18 protein-coding genes are annotated in these 20,824 nt (G+C 41.3%); 7 read left to right on the top strand and 11 right to left on the bottom strand.

Annotated features, from left to right (window positions below; genetic code table 11):
* Positions 1–27: 27 nt before the first annotated feature.
* The 8 genes from bamA to rimO form a co-directional block, all read right to left on the bottom strand.
* Positions 28–2,556 carry an outer membrane protein assembly factor BamA gene (gene bamA / locus FB6_RS05455; RefSeq protein ID WP_174559030.1) on the bottom strand — a complete coding sequence of 843 codons (2,529 nt, stop codon included), beginning with the start codon at positions 2,554–2,556 and terminating at the stop codon, positions 28–30.
* 41 nt (positions 2,557–2,597) lie between these two features.
* Entirely contained in the window at positions 2,598–3,953 is a 1,356-nt protein-coding gene (rseP, locus tag FB6_RS05450; protein WP_174559029.1) for an RIP metalloprotease RseP, read from the bottom strand.
* A gap of 3 nt (positions 3,954–3,956) precedes the next feature.
* A complete protein-coding gene (ispC, locus tag FB6_RS05445) occupies positions 3,957–5,153 on the bottom strand; it encodes a 1-deoxy-D-xylulose-5-phosphate reductoisomerase (RefSeq protein WP_174559028.1) in 1,197 nt (398 codons plus the stop codon).
* On the bottom strand, positions 5,154–5,978 hold the full coding sequence (locus tag FB6_RS05440; protein WP_174559027.1) for a phosphatidate cytidylyltransferase: 825 nt from the start codon (positions 5,976–5,978) through the stop codon (positions 5,154–5,156).
* A 3-nt stretch (positions 5,979–5,981) separates the two neighbouring features.
* Entirely contained in the window at positions 5,982–6,734 is a 753-nt protein-coding gene (gene uppS / locus FB6_RS05435) for a polyprenyl diphosphate synthase (RefSeq protein ID WP_174559026.1), read from the bottom strand.
* Between the two features lie 6 nt (positions 6,735–6,740).
* On the bottom strand, positions 6,741–7,295 hold the full coding sequence (frr, locus tag FB6_RS05430; RefSeq protein WP_174559025.1) for a ribosome recycling factor: 555 nt from the start codon (positions 7,293–7,295) through the stop codon (positions 6,741–6,743).
* A 78-nt stretch (positions 7,296–7,373) separates the two neighbouring features.
* Complete coding sequence (gene pyrH, locus FB6_RS05425) at positions 7,374–8,102, bottom strand: UMP kinase (RefSeq protein WP_174559024.1); 729 nt, start codon at positions 8,100–8,102, stop codon at positions 7,374–7,376.
* Between the two features lie 59 nt (positions 8,103–8,161).
* The gene (gene rimO, locus FB6_RS05420; RefSeq protein ID WP_174559023.1) at positions 8,162–9,505 is read right to left on the bottom strand and encodes a 30S ribosomal protein S12 methylthiotransferase RimO; all 1,344 of its coding nucleotides are present in this window, start codon (positions 9,503–9,505) and stop codon (positions 8,162–8,164) included.
* Positions 9,506–9,866: 361 nt separating this feature from the next.
* Here rimO and glnL point away from each other — a divergent pair, with 361 nt between their 5' ends.
* The gene (gene glnL, locus FB6_RS05415) at positions 9,867–10,976 is read left to right on the top strand and encodes a nitrogen regulation protein NR(II) (RefSeq protein ID WP_174559022.1); all 1,110 of its coding nucleotides are present in this window, start codon (positions 9,867–9,869) and stop codon (positions 10,974–10,976) included.
* Complete coding sequence (gene glnG, locus FB6_RS05410) at positions 10,963–12,441, top strand: nitrogen regulation protein NR(I) (protein WP_174559021.1); 1,479 nt, start codon at positions 10,963–10,965, stop codon at positions 12,439–12,441. The genes glnL and glnG overlap by 14 nt, the downstream gene beginning before the upstream one ends.
* Before the next feature lie 72 nt (positions 12,442–12,513).
* Here glnG and FB6_RS05405 read toward each other — a convergent pair whose 3' ends face one another.
* The 3 genes from FB6_RS05405 to mnmG form a co-directional block, all read right to left on the bottom strand.
* Positions 12,514–12,840, bottom strand: a complete 327-nt coding sequence (locus tag FB6_RS05405) for a hypothetical protein (RefSeq protein ID WP_174559020.1) — start codon at positions 12,838–12,840, stop codon at positions 12,514–12,516.
* A 149-nt stretch (positions 12,841–12,989) separates the two neighbouring features.
* Positions 12,990–14,195, bottom strand: coding sequence for a 3-(3-hydroxy-phenyl)propionate transporter MhpT (gene mhpT / locus FB6_RS05400; RefSeq protein WP_174559019.1), 1,206 nt, complete (start codon positions 14,193–14,195; stop codon positions 12,990–12,992).
* 321 nt (positions 14,196–14,516) lie between these two features.
* Complete coding sequence (gene mnmG / locus FB6_RS05395; RefSeq protein ID WP_174559134.1) at positions 14,517–16,397, bottom strand: tRNA uridine-5-carboxymethylaminomethyl(34) synthesis enzyme MnmG; 1,881 nt, start codon at positions 16,395–16,397, stop codon at positions 14,517–14,519.
* A gap of 256 nt (positions 16,398–16,653) precedes the next feature.
* Between mnmG and FB6_RS05390 the strand changes: the two genes are divergently transcribed.
* From FB6_RS05390 to fis, 5 genes are all read left to right on the top strand, one after another.
* On the top strand, positions 16,654–17,046 hold the full coding sequence (locus FB6_RS05390) for a hypothetical protein (RefSeq protein ID WP_174559018.1): 393 nt from the start codon (positions 16,654–16,656) through the stop codon (positions 17,044–17,046).
* A gap of 146 nt (positions 17,047–17,192) precedes the next feature.
* Complete coding sequence (locus FB6_RS05385; protein ID WP_174559017.1) at positions 17,193–18,083, top strand: bile acid:sodium symporter family protein; 891 nt, start codon at positions 17,193–17,195, stop codon at positions 18,081–18,083.
* A 257-nt stretch (positions 18,084–18,340) separates the two neighbouring features.
* A complete protein-coding gene (prmA, locus tag FB6_RS05380) occupies positions 18,341–19,258 on the top strand; it encodes a 50S ribosomal protein L11 methyltransferase (protein ID WP_174559016.1) in 918 nt (305 codons plus the stop codon).
* Between the two features lie 3 nt (positions 19,259–19,261).
* Positions 19,262–20,137 carry a DUF3426 domain-containing protein gene (locus FB6_RS05375; RefSeq protein WP_174559015.1) on the top strand — a complete coding sequence of 292 codons (876 nt, stop codon included), beginning with the start codon at positions 19,262–19,264 and terminating at the stop codon, positions 20,135–20,137.
* A 391-nt stretch (positions 20,138–20,528) separates the two neighbouring features.
* Positions 20,529–20,798: a DNA-binding transcriptional regulator Fis gene (gene fis / locus FB6_RS05370; protein ID WP_001086304.1), complete on the top strand. Its 270-nt coding sequence runs from the start codon at positions 20,529–20,531 to the stop codon at positions 20,796–20,798.
* Positions 20,799–20,824 lie beyond the last annotated feature (26 nt).

Here is a 20,824-nt window from a genome sequence, read left to right as displayed (position 1 = left end):
TTTAATTAAACTTGTATAAAGTCGTACTTAGAAAGTACGACCAATTTCAAACTGGATATTCTTAGTATCATCACCCGGTTTATCATTTAGTGGATATGCATAGCTAAGCGATAATGGCCCAATCATGGTAATCCAGGTAAAGCCAGCACCTACGCTATAACGCATGTTACCCGCATCAAAACCAAAGTTATCCTTACAATACTGTTTGGCATCAACTTGCGTGTTGCTTGAATTTAAGTATAAGTTTCCTTTCGGAATATCACACTGGGTATCAAAAACCTGTGCACCTTCTGCAAACAGCACTGGTCTAACTTGTCGTGTCCAATCCCCTTTAAATGGCAAAGGCAAGGCAAGTTCGGTACCAAATTGCACTAAAGCATTACCACCCACTTCTTCAGGATCGTAATCTCGGGTTTTTGATTCATTATAAGTTACGCCTGGATACTTAGGACCTAAAGTACTATTGTCATAGCCTCGTACCGAACCAAAACCACCAGCATAAAAGTTTTTATAGAATGGTAAATCATTACCATAACCCAACTTACCATAACCACGAAGGACAAAATCTTTACCTAAAGGCAAGAATGCTTGTGCATCATAGGTTACTTTTTGGTATTCCACATCACTACCTGGTAATGCAATTTCACCATTCACACGATGAGACATACCACTCGTTGGGAAAACTGGTCGGTTCAAGGTGTTGTATGACCAACCCAAATTCAGGTTGTAGGTTAAGAAGTCACCATTGAATTTATTATCAAAGTCAACTGTTTGCCCGCTACAAGTATAGCCTGTGACTGTAGTTGGATTAGCAGGATCATTATATTGAGCAACTTGCTCCCCAATACACACATCTGTAGCACGCCCAGTGGCCTTACCACCATTTGCCAACAAATAGTCTCGGACATATGTTGATACATAAGGCCCTGTAGTGACATCTGTCTGGTCAATGTTAAATCCGGCACTGATACTCTGATTTTCATCAATTGGATAACCAAAGTTAATACCACCACCAAAACTGTCCGTTACATAGTTGTTAACGTTATAGTCACTATCCAGCTTGGTTTTACGGTAGTACATGTTATAACCACGACGCACACCATCAATGGTGAAATACGGGTCTGTCACGCTTAAGTTATAATAGTCTTGTGTTTCTGAACGGGATAAGTCAATCGAAACACTATTACCTGTACCCAAGAAGTTGGTTTGGCTTAAACCGGCTTGGAATGTCACACCACCACTTTGCGAGAAACCCACTGCCAAAGTACTGGTACCTGAATGCTGTTCTTCAACATTGACATTCAAATCAACTTGGTCGGGCACATTGGGAATACGTGCCGGTTTAATATCAACTGTTTTAAAGAAACCTGTACGCTCTAAACGGACTTTAGACAAGTCAATTTTTTCATTGCTTGCCAAAGCACCTTCCATTTGACGCATTTCACGACGTAACACTTCATCTGCTGTCTTAGTATTACCGGTGAAATTGATACGACGTACGGTCACTTGCTGACCCGGGTTAATATAATAATTTAAATCAACCAGTTTAGTTTCTTTATTAATCTCAGGAACAATATTGACTTCAGCATAGTAATAACCAGCGTTACCATACTTGCGAAGTAAAAGCTGTTTGACCGCATTTACCTTCTCTTGAGAATAAGTCTCACCATCTTTATAAATTTGTAGTGCTTTTAATTCTTCTGGCTTATACAGCGCATCACCCAAGAACTTGCTTTCACCAAATTTAAACTGTTCACCTTCTTCCACAGCCACTTCAACAAAGATATTCTTTTTATCTTCGCTCAAGTTCAAACTTGAATTGGTGATATTGAAATTGATATAACCTTTGTTTAAATACAACGCACGTAAAGCTTCCAGACTGGCTGCCATTTTTTCACGTGCATAACGATCGTTACGGGTAACAATCGAGCTCCAACCACTTTCCTTCACCGCAAAAGCTTGCTTGATTTCACTTTCTTTAAAAACAGTATTACCAATAATATTAATATCAACAACTTTTGCCGCTTTACCTTCTGCAAAGTCGATAGTCAAGTCGACACGGTTATTTGGTCTTGCGGTAGTAATAACTTTTACATCAGCATCATAGCGACCTTGTTGCATATACTGCTGTTCAAGCTCAGTCTCAATGGTTTGCAGCGCAGATTTTTTTAGAACCTCGCCTTCTGCAATCCCCATTTTTTTCAGCCCGTCTTGAAGAGCCTCTTTAGGGATCAGTTTATTGCCTTTAAACTCGACTTTTGAAATCAGCGGGCGCTCAACCACTGTAAAAACAAGCGTATCCCCGTCTTGAGATGCTTTGATATCATCAAACAAGCCCGTGGCATACAAGGCACGTATCGCATTGGCAATTGTCGCATCATTGACACGATCGCCTGCATTAACAGGTAACATCCCATAGACATTGGTAGGCGTTAAACGAACAAGTCCGTCAATTTTGATATCGCGGACAATGAATTCATCTGCTGCATATACTTGTTGTACTGCTGCCATTGCACTAACGAGTGCCAAAGGCATAAATAAATGTGTGTGCTGCATGCCAGTCTTTTCCGATGTTAATTTATTTCATATCTACGTTGTTATAAACGCATGAAGTCATTGAATAATGCAAGGAGCATCATGCTACCGAGCAGTACCATACCAATTTTTAAACCAACCAATTGTATTTGTTCAGAAACAGGTTTACCACGAATTAGCTCAATAAAATAGTAAACCAAGTGTCCGCCATCAAGCATTGGAATAGGCAATAAATTTAAAATTCCTAAGCTCACGCTCATCAAAGCCATAAATGAGATAAAGGTTTGCCAGCCCATTTCCGCACTTTGGCCTGCCACTTTGGCAATCGTGATTGGACCGGATAAATTATCCAAGCCAATTAAACCACGAACCATTTTGACAATCGAGTTCAAAATCATACCTGAAATTTGACCCGTTTTATCTACCGCCATTACAAAAGCTTCTGTTGGACTGTACTGAATGGTTTGCTTATATTCCTCAGGAATGGCTATTTTTCCTGGAATATTTTGTACACCCAGCACCCCTGAAACATTGCCCATACTGTCGCGCTTCCCTTGCGGCATTACTTGCAAATGTACCAGTTGATTTTGACGTATTACATCTATTTTTAACAATTTTTCTGGCGAAGCCTGAATAATTTGAACCACATCGAACCAATCATTGGTTTTCACGCCATCAATCGCTACGATTTTATCACCTGCTTTCATGCCTTGACGAATAGCTGCACCATCTTCACTCAGTTTACTGACCACAGGCGCGAGGGGCGGACGATAAGGTAAAAAGCCCAGGCTGTCTAATGCCGACTGTTTCTGATCTTTAAGAAAATTGTGAATAGGTAATTGGAAAGTGTGTAGCTGACCATGACGATCTGCCTGAATTTCAATGCTTCCGGTCTCACCTACACGATCTACCAGTGCAAAATTTAATTTTTCCCAAGTATTGGTTTGCGTTCCATCAACTGTAGTAATTTTGTCACCAACCTGCATTTGCACACTTGCCGCAGGTGTATTCGGCAATACCTTACCTACACGGGTATTCAGTTGCTCCTCAGCTGGAATAAATAAAACCCAAAATAACAACACAGCAAAAACCAGATTGATTAAGGGTCCAGCAGCAACGATTGCAATTCGTTTCCATGGATGCTGACGATTGAACGCACGTGGCAAATCCTGCTCAGCGACACTGCCCTCACGTTCATCCAGCATTTTCACATAACCCCCTAAAGGTAATGCGGAAAGCTGGTATTGAATGCCTGACTTTTTCGAAGTCCACTTCAACAAGGTTGGACCAAAGCCAATCGAATAAACTAAAACTTTAACACCCAGTTTACGTGCAACAATATAATGTCCGAACTCATGAATCGCGATTAACGGCCCAAGGAGTAAAATTGCTGCCACAATCATAAACAAGGCACTCATGGTTTAGCTTCCTTTATGGGTGACAATTTGTTGTGCTACTGAACGTGCAGCTTGATCTGCCAGTAAAATACGTTCAATTGATTCTGCCGAACCACCTTCTACCTGATTTAGAGTCTGCTCAACCACCTGAGGAATTTCAGTAAAGCCAATATTGTTTCGCAGGAAAGCCGCCACAGCAATCTCATTTGCAGCATTTAAAATAGCCGGTGCCAAGCCACCATTTTGCATGGCTTGTCGTGCCAGCTTCAAGGCCGGGAAACGTGTTATATCAGGTTCCTGGAAATCCAGTTTTTGATTGATAAATAGATCAAGTGCAGGCACATGGGTTTGAATACGCTGTGGCCATGCAAGCGCATGCGCAATTGGGGTGCACATATCCGGATTGCCCATTTGCGCCAAAGTCGAACCATCCACATATTGAACCATAGAATGAATGATACTCTGTGGATGTACTACCACTGTTACAAACTGTTCTGAAATTGCAAAAAGATGACAGGCTTCAATCAATTCCAGCCCTTTATTCATTAAAGTGGCTGAATCCACGGAAATTTTCTGTCCCATTGACCAGTTTGGATGCTTGCAGGCCTGTGCCGGGGTAACGCTTTGCAATTGTTCCAGACTATGGTTAATGAATGGGCCTCCAGAGGCCGTCAGCAAAATACGCGATACACCCTGCTTCGGCTGTCCAGTACGTTCGGTCTGAAAATAACCTTCTGGCAAACATTGAAAAATGGCATTATGTTCAGAATCTACCGGTAACAATTCAGCATGATAATCGCGCGCAGCTTGCATCATGATGTCACCGGACATGACCAGCGCTTCTTTATTAGCCAGCAAGACACGCTTACCTGCCTTCACTGCTGCCAAAGTGGGTAGCAAACCGGCAGCACCTACAATGGCCGCCATGACCACACCCACATCCGGATGTTCAGCAACAGCAATCAGGCCAGCTTCATCGGACAGAATTTCAATATTGTTCAAATTGTGATTTTGAAAATGCTGTTTAAGTTCATCCACTTTACTGGATGGAACCACTGCGATTTTCGGTCGATACTGTTTGCAGATTTCGACAAGTTCCAATATGCGACTATGTGCCGTGACTGCAAAAACAGAATACTTTTCAGGATGCTGTTGCAGAATTTTTAAGGTACTTTGACCAATGGAACCCGTTACACCTAATATACAAACAGATTGTGACATCTATAAATCTACACCAATAAGTTTTAAAACATACATGCCTGCAGCAAAAATTGGAGCAGCAGCAAGCAATGAATCAATACGGTCCAACACTCCACCATGTCCTGGCAGAATACGACCTGAATCTTTAATTCCTGCACGACGTTTGATCATAGACTCAAACAAATCACCCAACACAGAACTAAATACCGTAATTACAGATAAAATTAAAAATAAAATATGTTGCGCGAAGCTTAAATCCAGATATAGCACTTCCACCACAACAACAATAATCATGGATGTAAAAATACCGCCATATAAACCCTCAACGGATTTATTCGGACTGACATCTGGAGCAAGTTTTTTCTTGCCTAATTTACGCCCAACAAAATAAGCCCCACTGTCTGCGCCCCAAACCAGTAAAAACAGATACATGAGCCACCATGGCGAGCTATGCCATACAGAGAAGATTGCAGTCACAGCAGCAGATATAAGAATAAACCCAATCACTTTAAGACTGGAGTTATACCATGCATCGTAATCTGGATAGGATTTAACCCAAAAAATACTGAGTATCCAGCAAACAATAGAGGCCGCCCAAAGCAATAGTGCGATATCGTTAAAATATAATGCCAAAGTTGCAAGCGCTGCAGTTGCAATACCGTAAACCCAGGCAACTGGCTTGACAAAATTTTTATTTTTTTGTGGCATGAGCTTAAACCACTCATACCCCGCAACCCCTGCTGCAACAATCATCAGCATAAACATTGGATAGTGAGACTGTGTAGCGAACATACAGCTGAGTACGACTGCTACCAATACCAATGCGGTTATAATCCGCTCTAACATTTATTAATTCTCAATTTTCTCTTGTTGGATTTGCTCTGAAGTTTTACCAAAACGACGTTCACGTCCAGCAAACACTGCGAATGCATCATCTAACTCTTCTACAGTAAATTCAGGCCACAAGGTTTGGGTAAAATACAGTTCAGCATAGGCGGCTTGCCAAAGTAAAAAATTAGACAACCGATAATCACCACCTGTACGGATTAATAAATCTACAGCAGGTAAATTTGCCATACTGACATGTTGCCCAAACAATTCAACATTAACATCTTCCACAGCAACTTTTTTGGCCAGCACATCTGCTGCAATCTGTTTAGCAGCCTGCGCCATATCCCACATACCACCATAACTAATGGCAATAGTTAAAGTCATGCTGTCGAACTTAGCAGTCCTTTGTTCAGCTTGCAACATTAACTCGCGCAAACGTTCAGACAATCGCGAACGATCGCCAATAAAACGCAAGGCAATATTAAATTTTTCCATTCGAGGAAGTTGCTCCTGGATTGTTTCTTCCAACAATGCCATGAGTAAATCAACTTCAAACTGAGGACGATTCCAGTTTTCACTGGAAAATGCAAAAACAGTTAACGCTTGTATATGATTTTTTTTGCAGTGCTCAACAATCGGATCCAGAATATTCTTTCCTTCACGATGTCCTGCACCTTTTTGCATTTGATTCTTTTTTGCAAAACGATTGTTGCCATCCATAATGATGGCAACATGTTTTGGAAGAAGTGTACTATCTTCTGATACGGTCATTAAATTTTAGACCTTCATCAATTCAGCTTCTTTAGCAGCCAGACGTTTTTCAACTTCAGCAACGAATTTATCGGTGATTTTTTGAATATCATCACCCGCACGACGTTCATCATCTTCAGAAATTTCTTTTTCTTTCAATAACGCCTTGATATCACCCAATACATCACGACGAATGTTACGGATTGCCACTTTGGCATTTTCCGCTTCGTTACGTGCAACTTTCTGCATGTCTTTACGTGTTTCTTCAGTAAGAGCAGCCATTGGTACGCGAATCGCATCAGCAGTGATCGGGTTCAGGCCCAAGTCAGATTCACGGATTGCTTTATCAATAGCAGACACCATTGAACGTTCAAAAGGCTGAACCAGCAAGGTACGTGAATCTTCAACACCCACGTTCGCAACCTGATTCAAAGGTACATCTGAGCCATAGTAAGGAACCATAACACCGTTCAGGATGGATGGATGCGCACGCCCTGTACGAACCTTGGCAAAACCATGTTCCAAAGACTCAAGCGTCTTGTTCATACGGTCTTCAGCGTCTTTCTTAAGATCGTTAATCATGTGATCTTCCTTACTTAATTCTAAGAGATGTAATAACTAAATAGCGTGTAGTATAAAGAGCTTTCAGGCTCACGTACATCAATTCGTAACGTGAGTACCCTCTTTTTCACCCATCACCACTGAAAGCAATGAGCCTGCCTTATTCATATCGAACACTTGAAGTGGCACGTTATGGTCACGACATAAGCAAATTGCAGTCAAGTCCATCACACCTAATTTTTCATCCAGCACTTGATCAAATGTCAGTGTTTCATACTTCACAGCATCATCATATTTGCTTGGATCTTTATTGTAGACACCGTCCACTTTGGTTGCTTTTAAGATCAGGTTGGCTTCAATTTCAATACCACGTAAGCAAGCTGCTGTATCTGTCGTAAAGAACGGGTTACCTGTACCAGCAACAAATACACATACCTCACCTTGAGTCAGGTGACGAATCGCATCACGGCTTGAATAAGACTCAACCACAGCGCCAATTGGCAAAGCTGACATTAAACGGGTTTTGATGTTACGACGCACCAAGGCATCGCGCAGTGCCAGACCATTCATCACAGTCGCCAACATACCCATCTGGTCACCAGTTACACGACCAACCAAACCATCCTTTTGCAATTGGCTACCGCGGTACAGGTTACCACCACCCACCACAATACCGACTTGCACACCCAAACCAACCAAGTGCGCAATGGCTAAAGACATTTGATCGAGCACGGTTGCATCAATACCCATGTCTTTATTTCCAGCCAATGCTTCACCAGAAAGCTTAAGTAAAATACGTTCGTAACGGGGCTTTTTTGAGTCCAACATTTAAGAAATCTCCGAATCTTTCAATATCTAAAATTTTATTCGTATGCGTTTATGACCAATCAGGCAGATTTAATCCGAATTAATTTTGCATATAAGTCGTATTCATCTGCATCGGTAATTTCGACTTCAAGCAAATCGCCGGCCTTGATTTGAGTTTTATCAATATCCTCAACAAAGACATTACCGTCAATTTCAGGTGCATCTGCATAAGAACGCGCCACGGCAACCGGGAATTCATCTTCCAGATCATCCACTAAAACAGTCATGGTCTGACCTACGCGTTTTTGCAGTTTGGCTGCTGAAATCTCTTGCTGAACCTGCATGAAACGCTCATAACGGTCTTGTTTAACGTCTTCAGGCACATGATCCGGCAGATCATTGGCAGTCGCACCTTCAACAGGTGAATAAGTGAAGCAACCTACTCGGTCTAACTGCGCTTCCTTCAACCATTCTAGTAAGATTTGGAAATCTTCTTCTGTTTCACCTGGAAAACCAACAACGAAAGTTGAACGAATCACCAATTCAGGACATTTTTCACGCCAAAGCTTCAGGCGTTCAAGAGTATTTTCACTATGGGCTGGTCGCTTCATCAATTTTAAGATGCGCGGACTGGCGTGTTGAAAAGGAATATCTAGATAAGGCAGGATTTTGCCTTGAGCCATTAAATCAATCACTGCATCGACATGCGGATATGGATAAACATAGTGCAAACGCACCCAGATGCCCAATTGACCCAATGCTTCACACATGTCAAAGAATTTGGTTTTGACTGGTTGACCGTTCCAGAAATCCAGCTTGTACTTGGTGTCTACACCATAAGCAGAAGTATCCTGAGAAATCACCAAGACTTCTTTTACACCGGCTTTTTTCAAAGCCTGTGCTTCATTCAACACCGAACCAACAGGACGTGAAACCAGATCACCACGCATGCTTGGGATGATACAGAAGGTACAACGGTGGTTACAGCCTTCCGATATTTTTAAATATGCATAATGCTTCGGCGTTAAACGAATACCCTGTTCAGGAACCAGGTCAATAAACGGGTTATGTTTAGGTGGTTCAGGCACATACTCGTGTACAGCCTCCATCACTTCTTGATATGCCGCAGCACCGGTCACTTTCAGGACATTCGGGTGCATTTGGCGAATTTTGTCTTCATCTTTACCCAAACAACCAGTCACAATCACGCGGCCGTTTGCGCTCATGGCTTCGCCAATCGCATCTAAAGATTCTTGTACTGCAGATTCAATAAAACCACAAGTATTAACAACAACCAAATCGGCACCGTCATAATCCGATGCCACATCATAACCTTCAGTCTTTAACTGAGTTAAAATTCGTTCAGAATCTACCAATGCCTTAGGACAACCTAAAGAAACAAAACCGACTTTGGGGGACTTCATGAATCTGCGCTCCACTGTAATGCGCGTATTGTATGTCTTTTCCGATCATAAAAATAGGTGGAAACCTCACTCTTTGCATTACGCACCAAAATACGGCTATATTTTTACCAAATATTTTATATGCACCATTTTGGTTCACTAATAATTTTATTTCCTTTACTATGATCTTAAAATTCCGTAATCACAGAACAAAAAAGCACACTTTTATTGCGGCTGAATTTTTATTTATACCAATGCTCAAAGTTGGCGTGCATTTTGCTTTATTTCGACAACGTTTAACTCGTTGAATGTCCCATAACAGGGAGAAATGACAAGAAGTGCAGATGCCATTGCGCTATTTTAACACAGGATACTTTCGCTAATGGATCAACCCGTTGCTATCGACTACCGCCTTTTAGTGGACAATTTAACCACTGCAATTTTATTGGTCGACAGTAATCTGAATATTTTTTATTTAAATTCTTCTTGTGAATCTCTGTTTGATATCAGTTTACTGCGTGCAGCCGGACAGCCTGTGCTGAATTTGTTGCATATGCCAAATGATGAATTTAATACTGAAGAAGCATTATTAAATACTTTTAAGACTGGACAACCTTATACCCGTCGAGAAGCAGCCCTCAGTGTCAGCTTTAAAGATATTCATGTGGACTATACCGTTTCACAGATCAATTCGGAAAAACCTTATCATCCGCTGCTACTGATTGAATTAAACCAGATTGACCGGATGCTGAAAATCTCCAAAGAAGAGAACCTGATTCAGCAGCATCAAGTGGCCCGACAACTGATTCGCGGTGTTGCGCATGAAATCAAAAATCCCCTTGGTGGAATTCGTGGTGCAACCCAGCTCTTGGCGCGCAGTCTGAATGACCCGCAATATGAAGAATTTACCGACATTATTATCAGTGAAGTCGACCGTTTACGTAATTTAGCCGACACCATGTTGGGTTCACGGCAGTTACCTAGTTATGAACTAGTGAATGTGCATGAGCCCTTAGAGCGTGTGCGTTCCCTCATTACCAATCAAACCAAAAAGAAAATTAAGATTACCCGTGACTACGATCTGTCCTTACCAGATGTCATGGCAGATCGTGACCAGTTAATTCAGGTCATGCTCAATATCAGTGTCAATGCAGTTCAAGCGATGATGGAAAACAAGGAATTCTTTGTGGATCATCAACCGGAACTGATTTTAAGAACCCGGATTCAACGCTTGGTCACTATCAACGGTGTATTAAAACGTTCCGCAGTACGTATTGATATTGAAGACAACGGTCCAGGTGTCCCTGAAGAAATCCTGGAATCGGTATTTTATCCATTAGTCACAGGACGTGCTAAAGGCACCGGGCTCGGTTTGAGCATTGCACAAAATATCATGCACCAACATAGCGGAATGATTGAATGCCAATCTGTTCCGGGAAAAACAGTATTTAGCTTATATTTACCTTGGGAGTCTAACCATGTCGCGAAATAAAATATGGGTCATTGATGATGATCGTGCCATGCGCTGGGTTTTGGAAAAAACATTCAAAGAAGAAGGTTTTGATGTCACCAGTTTTGAAGAGGCACAGTCTGCACTGGACCAACTCAGCATAGATGCTCCCGATGTGATTTTAACGGACATTCGTATGCCAGGTATTGATGGCCTGACCTTTCTGGGCAAAGTCAAAGGCAGTCATCCCGATTTGCCGGTGATTATCATGACTGCACATTCCGATCTGGAATCTGCCGTATCCAGCTATCAAACCGGTGCTTTTGAATATCTGCCAAAACCGTTTGATATTGATGAAGCATTGGCTCTGGTCAACCGTGCCATCCTGCATATTGCCAAATTGCAACAGCAGGAATCTGCCAAATCAGCCCCACCGATTCATTCTACTGAAATTATTGGTGAATCGCCGGCCATGCAGGAAGTGTTCCGCGCCATTGGCCGTTTGTCCCAGTCACACATTACCGTATTGATTAATGGTGAATCTGGAACCGGTAAAGAGCTGGTTGCCCATGCCCTGCATCGCCACTCACCCCGCAGCAGCAAGCCGTTTATTGCCCTGAATATGGCCGCAATTCCTAAAGACCTGATTGAAACAGAACTTTTTGGTCATGAAAAAGGTGCCTTTACCGGTGCAAATACGCAACGTCAAGGCCGCTTTGAACAGGCCAATGGTGGCACGCTGTTTTTAGATGAAATCGGTGATATGCCATTTGAAACACAAACACGCTTACTCCGTGTTTTGGCCGATGGCGAGTTTTACCGTGTCGGCGGTCATATCCCGGTCAAAGTGGACGTGCGTATTGTAGCAGCCACTCACCAGGATCTGGAAAAGCTGGTACATGAAGGCCGCTTCCGTGAAGACTTGTATCACCGCCTGAATGTGATCCGTATTCACATTCCTAAACTGGCTCATCGTAGTGAAGACATCCCTATGCTGGCGCAGCACTTCCTGGCACGCGCAGGTAAGGAATTAGGCGTCAATCCTAAAATCTTGCGTCCTGAAACTCAGGAATATATGCAACAATTGCCGTGGCAAGGTAACGTGCGTCAGCTGGAAAATACCTGCCGCTGGTTAACTGTAATGATTACCGGACGTGAGGTTTATCCTGAAGATTTACCATCTGAATTGAAACAGATTCCAATTCAACGCGCTACGGATGATGCTCAGCCACACAATACTTTTGACCGTATTTCACTGCATCACTGGGATGAATTATTGGGTCAATGGGCAATTCAGAAACTGAAAAATGGTGAGATGAAAATTCTCGACATTGCCACTCCAATGTTTGAACGCACCTTAATTACTGCAGCTTTACAGCAAACCCGTGGTCGTAAACGCCATGCCGCTGAATTGCTGGGCTGGGGACGCAATACCTTGACTCGAAAACTTAAAGAGTTAGGTATGGATACCTCAGATGACGATGTAGAAGAAGAGATCGAAAGTTAAATGCACTTCATATAAATAAAGCGCCTGAGGGCGCTTTTTTATTGCTGCATTTTTAATTTAATTACTGAATACTTATGCGGTAAAACCAATATAACGAGAATAACCTTCCACCCCTAAATCCGACTGTAAAATCAGATAGTCAGGATAAGTAGACTGAGTAATTTCAGCAAACATATTCACCTGATCATCATTGGCATGCAGATCATCCACCGAACGCGGCATGCTTTGCTCAAATTCATCAGTCATATATTCAAAGCCAATATCCATGGCAATAAACAGCGTATGTTCACAAGGCTGCACATATTGCTCTTCAGCCCAGTCAATCACATTGTGCTGGCAATGCGGACAGGCAATATTGTCTGTTGCCTGAATGGACAAGGGAACGAGTTGATAAGTCATATAAAAGGTTAATCTGTTTTAGGCTCAATCCATTTTAACAAACTATATAATAAGATCTCTTTATTTTTTCTAAGCAGATTTGCCATAAAAAAAGGGAATCTTCTTGATTCCCTTTTTTTCATACAATTGTACTTTTAATGATGTAGTGCTTATTTATGTGCAGACTTATAACGCGATAGTGCAGTTACAGCTACAGCAGAGATGACCACAGCAGGTAAACTTGCCATTAAAATTCCTGATGCACCCAAGCCCAAAGCCAAGATTTTTCCGCTCAGCAGTGGTCCAGTCATGGCACCCAAACGGCCCAGTGAAATTGCACTACCTACACCTGTAACTTTACCCGTGCCCGAATAGAAGATAGGTGAAATACCATACAGAATCGATTGACCACCTGTAGAGAACATGCCGCCCATCACCCCAGCCAGAATGAGTACTGGAATAGACGTCGTGGTAAACAACAATACCAGCGCAACAAACAAACCACTATAAATAATCACCGCCATTTGCCAAAGTTTTAAACGGTCCAGCAAGTAACCCAAGGCCAAGGTTCCAATCACTGCACCCACCTGGAATACCAGCATCACCATAAAAGCTTGTGGTTTTTCCAGACCCTGTTCCATCAACAGGTTAGGCAACCAGCTAATCAAAATATAATTGATCATCAAGGTAAAGAAGAAACCCACCCAAAGTGGCAGGGTATTTTTATATTGCTGCTCTTTAAATAGTACTTCAACCATACCCGGAACAGCTTCGGCAGCAGCTTGTTCAACGACCACTTGCTTAGGCTTATCTTTAAGAATCATTGCCATGAATGGGAGCAGCACCAATGGCGCCAAACCTCCAATCAGGAAAAGCGTATGCCAGGAAATATCTTTAAACAAGATAGCCAGTCCCGCAACAAAAATAGCACCTACTGGTAAGCCACAATACATCAGGCTGTTTAACTTGCCACGGTTTGCCTCAGTTGCTTCATCACCGACCACAGAAATCATGGTTGGCATTGCAGCACCTAAACCCAACCCGGTAAAGAAACGTGCTGCATATAAAATTTCAACGCTTGGCGCAATTGCCGTAAGCGACATGAAAACACCAAAAATCGCGATCGATAACATCAGGACTTTTTTCTGCCCCAAATAGTCAGCTATACGACCACCAAAGAATGCCCCAAACAACATTCCGAATACACCTAAACTAAATACATAGCCCATTTGCACTTGATCAAGGGCAAATGTTCCAGCAATTCCTTTTGCCGCAATACCGGGAGCCTGAAGATCAAAACCTTCAAAAAAAGCGACCCAAAAACACAAAAAAATGATTAAGATTTTTTGCATTTTACCTGTTTGTATTTGTGCCATGATTGAACTCCGTCCATAGTAAGCAAATTGCCGTGCAGCAAATTGCCACTCTATTTTCAGATCAATCTTTTTAAATAAATACCACTACAATGGTCGGATTAAATCCACCAAAATGTGAACAATCCAGTATAAATAAGACTTAAATACAATTATATTAATCACAATAAGCTATAATAAATTATTTAAATTATTAAATTTCAATTACTTATATTTTCAGTAGTTATTTATGATGAAACCATAGTCAAAAGCAATGGATTTAAAATAAAAGATAAAAAAGCCCGCTGACGCGGGCTTTTTAATTTCTTGAATTAGTCTTCAGGCTTATGCAGATTTTTTCGCTTGGTTATTTTTACGAATCGTAATCATCACCAGTTGAACTGCAGCCGGTGTCACACCCGGAATACGGCTGGCCTGAGCCAATGTTTCAGGGCGCACATCTTTCAGTTTAAGCGTAATTTCACGAGAAAGACCTGAAACCACATCATAGTCAAAATCGGCAGGAATACGGGTTTCTTCCAGACGTTTCATCTGAGCCACATCTTCTTGCTGACGGTTGATATAACCTTCGTATTTCACCGCAATTTCAATTTGCTCACCCACAAAAGCAGAGACTTGTGAATCGGTTAATTCAGCAATTTGCGCAAAGTTGATGTTTGGACGTTTCAACAAATCAATTGCAGAACATTCTTTAGACAAATCTGCACCGGTCATTTCAACGAATTTTTTACCCATTGGATTGTTTGGTGCAGCCCAAAGATGTTGCAAACGACCTTTTTCTGTTTCTACCGCTTCCATTTTTTCGCAGTAAGCGGTCCAGCGTTCATCATCCACCAGACCCATTTCACGACCAATCGCAGTTAAACGTTGATCTGCATTGTCTTCGCGAAGCATCAAGCGGTATTCGGCACGTGAAGTGAACATACGGTACGGTTCTTTGGTACCCAATGTGATTAAATCATCAACCAACACACCCATATACGCTTCGTCACGTTTCGGTGTCCATTGTTCCTGATCCCAGGCACGGCGTGCTGCATTTAGACCGGCAAGCAGACCTTGAGCACCCGCTTCTTCATAACCGGTAGTTCCGTTAATTTGACCGGCAAAGTACAGGTTATTGATCGACTTGGTTTCTAATGAGAACTTCAAGGATTGTGGATTGAAGTAATCATATTCAATCGCATAACCTGGACGCAAAATATGCGCATTTTCCATACCACGGATTGAGCGAACCAGTTCAAACTGCACATCGAAAGGCAAAGAAGTCGAAATACCGTTTGGATAAAGCTCATGTGTATCCAGACCTTCAGGCTCAAGGAACACTTGGTGTGAATCTTTATCAGCAAATTTATGAATTTTATCTTCAATTGATGGGCAGTAACGAGGACCTACACCTTCGATCACACCGGTATACATTGGTGAACGATCTAAACCACCACGAATAATGTCGTGCGTGCGTTCATTGGTATGGGTAATGTAACAGTTAATTTGCTCAGGATGCATCGATGCATCACCCATGAATGACATGGTTGGAGACGGGAAATCACCCGGTTGCGGTGTCATGACAGAGAAATCAACCGAACGTGCATCAATACGCGGTGGCGTACCTGTTTTTAAACGCCCTACTGGCAAGTTTAATTCACGTAAACGATGCGCCAATGATATTGAAGGAGGATCACCCGCACGGCCACCAGAGGCATTGTTCAGACCAATGTGAATCACACCGCCCAAGAATGTACCAGTGGTTAAGACCACTGTTTTGGCATCAAAACGGATGCCCATTTGAGTGACTACACCTTTAACGGTATCGCCTTCAACGATCAGATCATCTGCTGCTTGCTGGAAAATATCCAGATTGGCCTGATTTTCCAATGTGTCACGAATCGCAGCTTTATAGCGAATACGGTCAGCTTGCGCACGTGTTGCACGTACAGCAGCCCCTTTACGTGAATTCAAAATACGGAACTGAATACCACCTTTATCGGCAGCCAATGCCATTGCACCGCCCAGGGCATCAATTTCGCGTACTAAATGCGATTTACCAATACCACCGATGGCCGGGTTACAGCTCATCTGCCCTAAAGTCTCAATGTTATGAGTTAAGAGCAGAGTCTGTCGACCCATACGCGCTGCAGCAAGGGCTGCTTCGGTACCAGCGTGACCGCCACCGATAACAATGACATCGTAAACTTTAGGATAATGCATAATGGTTTGAGAGATAAAAAAAGGATGACGGAACATTATATCAAAACTTAACGAGATAAGTTGACAAAATGAGTCGAATTTATCCATCAAGACTGGATTATTTAGCCAATGCTTTAATGTTGCAATGTAATTCTGCTTTTCAGACTTACCATAGAAATGAAACATTTAATGAGCAAAGTTTACTTGATTAACATTGTTTTATTTTGATTATTTTTTAAGCTAAAGGTTGGGTACATTACGAACAAAGGTATATAAGATGAATAAGAAAATTTTCCTCTCATCCATTCTATGTGGTCTATGTTTTGCCTCTTTTGCAGCCTCTGCAAATGACAAAGTCGAAAAAGTATATGATGCTCAAAGGTATCAAAAGGTATGTAAAGGCAAAAGCCAAGGTGCGCAAGTCAGTTTTGCGTATCGCGGTATTATCTGGAATGGTACATGCGAGCCTCAATTCTTTCCTTCTGCAAAGAACTCTTCAATTACAGGAGATGAACCTGAGTTAACCAATGCTTGTAATGGCAATACAGGTGCAACAACAGCAACCATTAATGGCAGTGAAGTTAAGGGTAAATGTGCACTAGGGTTTGTCCCTCCTCGACCTCAAATGCAACAAACTCAACCTCAAATGCAAACCGCACCTGCGCAATAGTCTGCACAAATAAATACAAGCTTGATTTAATTCAAATTATAAACGGGTAAAGTGACTAAAATTTACCCGTTTTTATATGTTGCTAATTTAAAAAACTCGTTTAAACTCAAAGAATATTAAGGATATAAAAATAAAAAGGATATTCCATGGATTCGGGACTATTTACCTTTTTTTTACCGGTTGCATTAGCCATTATGATGACTGGACTAGGGCTGGAATTAACACCAAAAGACTTTATGCGTGTAGGACGCTACCCCAAAGTCATTTTTCTAGCGTTATTTGCTCAACAGATTATTCTAGTATCTGTCGCTTTTTTAATATGTGTGGTACTAAAACTCACACCGCTTTTGGCTGTAGGCTTAATGCTATTAGCTGCATCACCCGGTGGTCCGACAGCAAATTTATTCAGTTATATATATAAAGGAGATGTTGCGTTAAATATCACACTAACTGCAATCAACTCCATGATCTGTACTTTTACCCTCCCTTTTCTGGTGAATTTATCAATTCTGTATTTTCTTGGAGACCACCAAAAAATTGGAATACCTACCACCAAAATCACTTTGGTTTTTTTGGTTATTTTTATTCCTGTCTGTCTAGGTATGTTCATCCGTTCAGTAGCACCACATATTGCCTTAAAATTAAACAAGCCTATGCGTTTTCTTTCCGTCGCTTTTTTATGCTTCTTGTTCAGCCTAGCTATATATAAAGAACAATCCAACCTGATTGAATATTTTGCCGAGATTGGTATTGCAACCGCGCTGTTTTGTTTTATTAGCCTATTTGTCGGCTATTTATTACCCTTACTGGCAGGAATACCAGATAGACAAGCACGCGCGTGCACCTTTGAAGTCGGTATTCACAACACCGCCATTGCTCTAACCATTGCACTTTCAGTACTCTCTAATACAACCATCGCTCTGCCTGCCGGCATCTACTCTATTTTGATGTATATTTTTGCCGTGCTGTTTGGCTATATTTTAACAAGACGCCCTGTCAACCTGAATGAATCAAATTCAAAGATATTGAAGGAATGAAACAACATATCTGATCTTTAGGCACATCAAGCTTTCTATTAAACAGGCATATCAAACAGATCAGATTGAGAAACAAATTTCATCACGATCAATGATCAAACACATCTCGTCAAACCCAACTTATATCATTAATCATTAGAAGCGGACGTCCAGATACGTCCTTTTATTTTTCTGCATAGTTTTTATCAATATATAGTCGTTTAAGCCTGAGTTCCGCTACAATACTATTTTTAAAAACACAAATTTAGGTTATCTCCGTGAAGTGGTTACAAATTCATATTACTGTCGAGCAAGCTCAAGTCGATTTCACTGAAACACTTTTAAGTTCACTAGGTGCAGTGAGCGTAACTTTGGATGACGCCGAAAATCAGGATTTGCTTGAACCACTTCCAGGTGAAACTCCACTTTGGAATAAAGTCATTGTCACCGGCATTTACGCTCAGGAAGATGATGAAGAAATTGATGTTGCAGCTTTAGAAACCTTTATTAAAGCACAAATGCCTGAAGCACCTATGCGCAGCGAATTCATTGAAGATCAAGAATGGGAACGCACCTGGATGGATGCCTATGAACCTATTCAGATTGCAGAGAAATACTGGATTGTGCCTGAATGGATGGAAGCCCCTGAGGCTGATGCAGTTAACATCAAGCTTGATCCAGGTCTTGCTTTTGGTACAGGTAACCATGCCAGTACTTTCCTTTGCTTACAATGGTTAGGCAAAACCGATGTCAAAGATAAAATTGTGATCGACTATGGATGTGGTTCAGGTATTTTAGGTGTTGCTGCCCTATTACTGGGTGCGAAAAAAGTCTATGCCACAGATATTGATCCTCAAGCTGTTTTAGCAACACAGCAAAATGCCGAACTCAATGGTGTTTTGGAGAATCTTTATGTTGGTTTACCAGATGAATTCAATGCAGAATTGAAAAATCAGCAAGCGGACGTATTCGTTGCAAATATTCTTGCTGGCCCTTTAATGGCACTTGCGCCAGAATTCGCAACTTTAGTGAAATCTGAGGGAGAGTTCGCACTTGCTGGTATTTTAGAAGAGCAAGTTGCTGATGTTTCTAGTGTTTATTCTGAATTTTTTGATATACTAGCAATTGAAAAACGTGAACAACATTGGTGTCGAATTTCAGGTAAACGCCAAAACACCCATTCAAATCTTGAATAGACTATGAGCGAAAAACAAACCTATTGCCCTAACTGTTTAACAAAGTACAAAGTCTCTGTGGCTCAACTGACAGTTGCTCGGGGCATGGTTTGTTGCGCGAAATGTTCCACTAATTTTAATGCGCTCACCCATCTTGTAGCAGAGAAAGAACGAACCACCTCTACTACTCAATCTACTTCAACCCTAAATCCATCCAATGCCATTGCTACATCCAGTCAATTTCATACTGAAGCATTAATTGCAGGACATCAACAAGAACAACACTTATTAAATATTTTTGATCGCAAGGTTGAAAACTCGAATATCGATCTAAAAACCTATTTAAACAACCTCAATTATTTCAGCACAGATCCGATTGGAAATTACCCCGCACTCAATTGGTCTGAAAAATCCGAACAAGAAAAAAAGTATAGTGCTTGGCACTATGTAACATGGGGGGCGATTAATGTATGCCTGATCAGCTTACTGATTTTTCAAATTTTCTGGTTTAATCCAAAAATCTTGAATAATAGCCCTTTGATTAGCGCGTTATTTAATAATGTTTGCCAGACTTTTAAATGCTCCATTATGGAAGAAAATTATCGCCTGATCTCGACCAATAAGGTCAAGGTAAAACAAATTTCCAAAAAAGAAACCCAGTTTACAGGTGAGCTCATCAACTACCATTCCAAAAGCTTGGCCTTGCCCAATATTAGAGTAGATTTGAAATCTAATGGGGAAATCATTTCTACTTATTCGTTTGCTCCATCTGATTATTTGGTTGCCAGTCTGAATGGCATACAAAGAATTCCACAAAACAGCCCTTTTAAATTTAAGTTTAGCCTTCCTGTAGAACGTAAAAGCTTTGATACCTATAGTTTGGAAATAATTCGTCCGTAATATTGAAAAAAACTATAAAAAAACACAAAAAAATGTAAAAAAAATGCAGTTTTCTTGCTCACTTTTTCTTAGACAATGCTATCATACGCGCCACGAAAGCTTTGTGCTGCAAACTCCTCGAAAATTTTCACAACAAAATCGTCTAGCCAAAATGCGCTTTATTCAATATTGCGTATCGAGCAGATTTTTTTGTTTTGATTTTGGTTGGTAACAAATATTAAACTATTGTTACGCTTATTTTTCGATCAATAACGTCGAGTTGTGGCAAGCTAAATGATCAAGTTTTAGAACTCCAGTTTTAGGATCTAAAACGGAGTTCATTGAATTTTTTATATACCACTTTTATATATCTCTTTACCCAAGTGATATTTGATTTTTCGGATTAATTCGCATGAATAGCAAGTCTCCTATTTTTACTGCACAATCTGATGTCGCTCTTCGTATTCACGTAGATCGCGCAGTTCGCCATTACTTTGCACAATTGCAAGGCGAGCAACCTTCACAGGTATATGACATGGTGCTGGCAGAAATGGAGAAGCCTCTTTTATCTGTAGTTCTTGAATATACGCGTGGAAATCAGACCCGTGCTGCCGAGATCCTTGGACTCAACCGTGGTACTTTACGTAAAAAGTTAAAAGCTCACGGTTTAATGAGTGAATAAATGATAAAATGCTCACGGTTGCCGTG

The organism is Acinetobacter bouvetii (genome assembly GCF_902753875.1).
Lineage (GTDB): Bacteria > Pseudomonadota > Gammaproteobacteria > Pseudomonadales > Moraxellaceae > Acinetobacter > Acinetobacter bouvetii_A.
The sequence above is the reverse complement of the archived record's forward strand: the minus strand, read 5'-3'. Positions and strand labels throughout refer to the sequence as shown.

Excerpts from the sequence above, each read along its gene's own strand:
- bamA (WP_174559030.1), bottom strand. The coding sequence starts at position 2,556 with ATGCAGCACACACATTTATTTATGCCTTTGGCACTCGTTAGTGCAATG.
- rseP (WP_174559029.1), bottom strand. The coding sequence starts at position 3,953 with ATGAGTGCCTTGTTTATGATTGTGGCAGCAATTTTACTCCTTGGGCCG.
- ispC (WP_174559028.1), bottom strand. The coding sequence starts at position 5,153 with ATGTCACAATCTGTTTGTATATTAGGTGTAACGGGTTCCATTGGTCAA.
- FB6_RS05440 (WP_174559027.1), bottom strand. The coding sequence starts at position 5,978 with ATGTTAGAGCGGATTATAACCGCATTGGTATTGGTAGCAGTCGTACTC.
- uppS (WP_174559026.1), bottom strand. The coding sequence starts at position 6,734 with ATGACCGTATCAGAAGATAGTACACTTCTTCCAAAACATGTTGCCATC.
- frr (WP_174559025.1), bottom strand. The coding sequence starts at position 7,295 with ATGATTAACGATCTTAAGAAAGACGCTGAAGACCGTATGAACAAGACG.
- pyrH (WP_174559024.1), bottom strand. The coding sequence starts at position 8,102 with ATGTTGGACTCAAAAAAGCCCCGTTACGAACGTATTTTACTTAAGCTT.
- rimO (WP_174559023.1), bottom strand. The coding sequence starts at position 9,505 with ATGAAGTCCCCCAAAGTCGGTTTTGTTTCTTTAGGTTGTCCTAAGGCA.
- glnL (WP_174559022.1), top strand. The coding sequence starts at position 9,867 with ATGGATCAACCCGTTGCTATCGACTACCGCCTTTTAGTGGACAATTTA.
- glnG (WP_174559021.1), top strand. The coding sequence starts at position 10,963 with ATGTCGCGAAATAAAATATGGGTCATTGATGATGATCGTGCCATGCGC.
- FB6_RS05405 (WP_174559020.1), bottom strand. The coding sequence starts at position 12,840 with ATGACTTATCAACTCGTTCCCTTGTCCATTCAGGCAACAGACAATATT.
- mhpT (WP_174559019.1), bottom strand. The coding sequence starts at position 14,195 with ATGGCACAAATACAAACAGGTAAAATGCAAAAAATCTTAATCATTTTT.
- mnmG (WP_174559134.1), bottom strand. The coding sequence starts at position 16,397 with ATGCATTATCCTAAAGTTTACGATGTCATTGTTATCGGTGGCGGTCAC.
- FB6_RS05390 (WP_174559018.1), top strand. The coding sequence starts at position 16,654 with ATGAATAAGAAAATTTTCCTCTCATCCATTCTATGTGGTCTATGTTTT.
- FB6_RS05385 (WP_174559017.1), top strand. The coding sequence starts at position 17,193 with ATGGATTCGGGACTATTTACCTTTTTTTTACCGGTTGCATTAGCCATT.
- FB6_RS05375 (WP_174559015.1), top strand. The coding sequence starts at position 19,262 with ATGAGCGAAAAACAAACCTATTGCCCTAACTGTTTAACAAAGTACAAA.
- fis (WP_001086304.1), top strand. The coding sequence starts at position 20,529 with ATGAATAGCAAGTCTCCTATTTTTACTGCACAATCTGATGTCGCTCTT.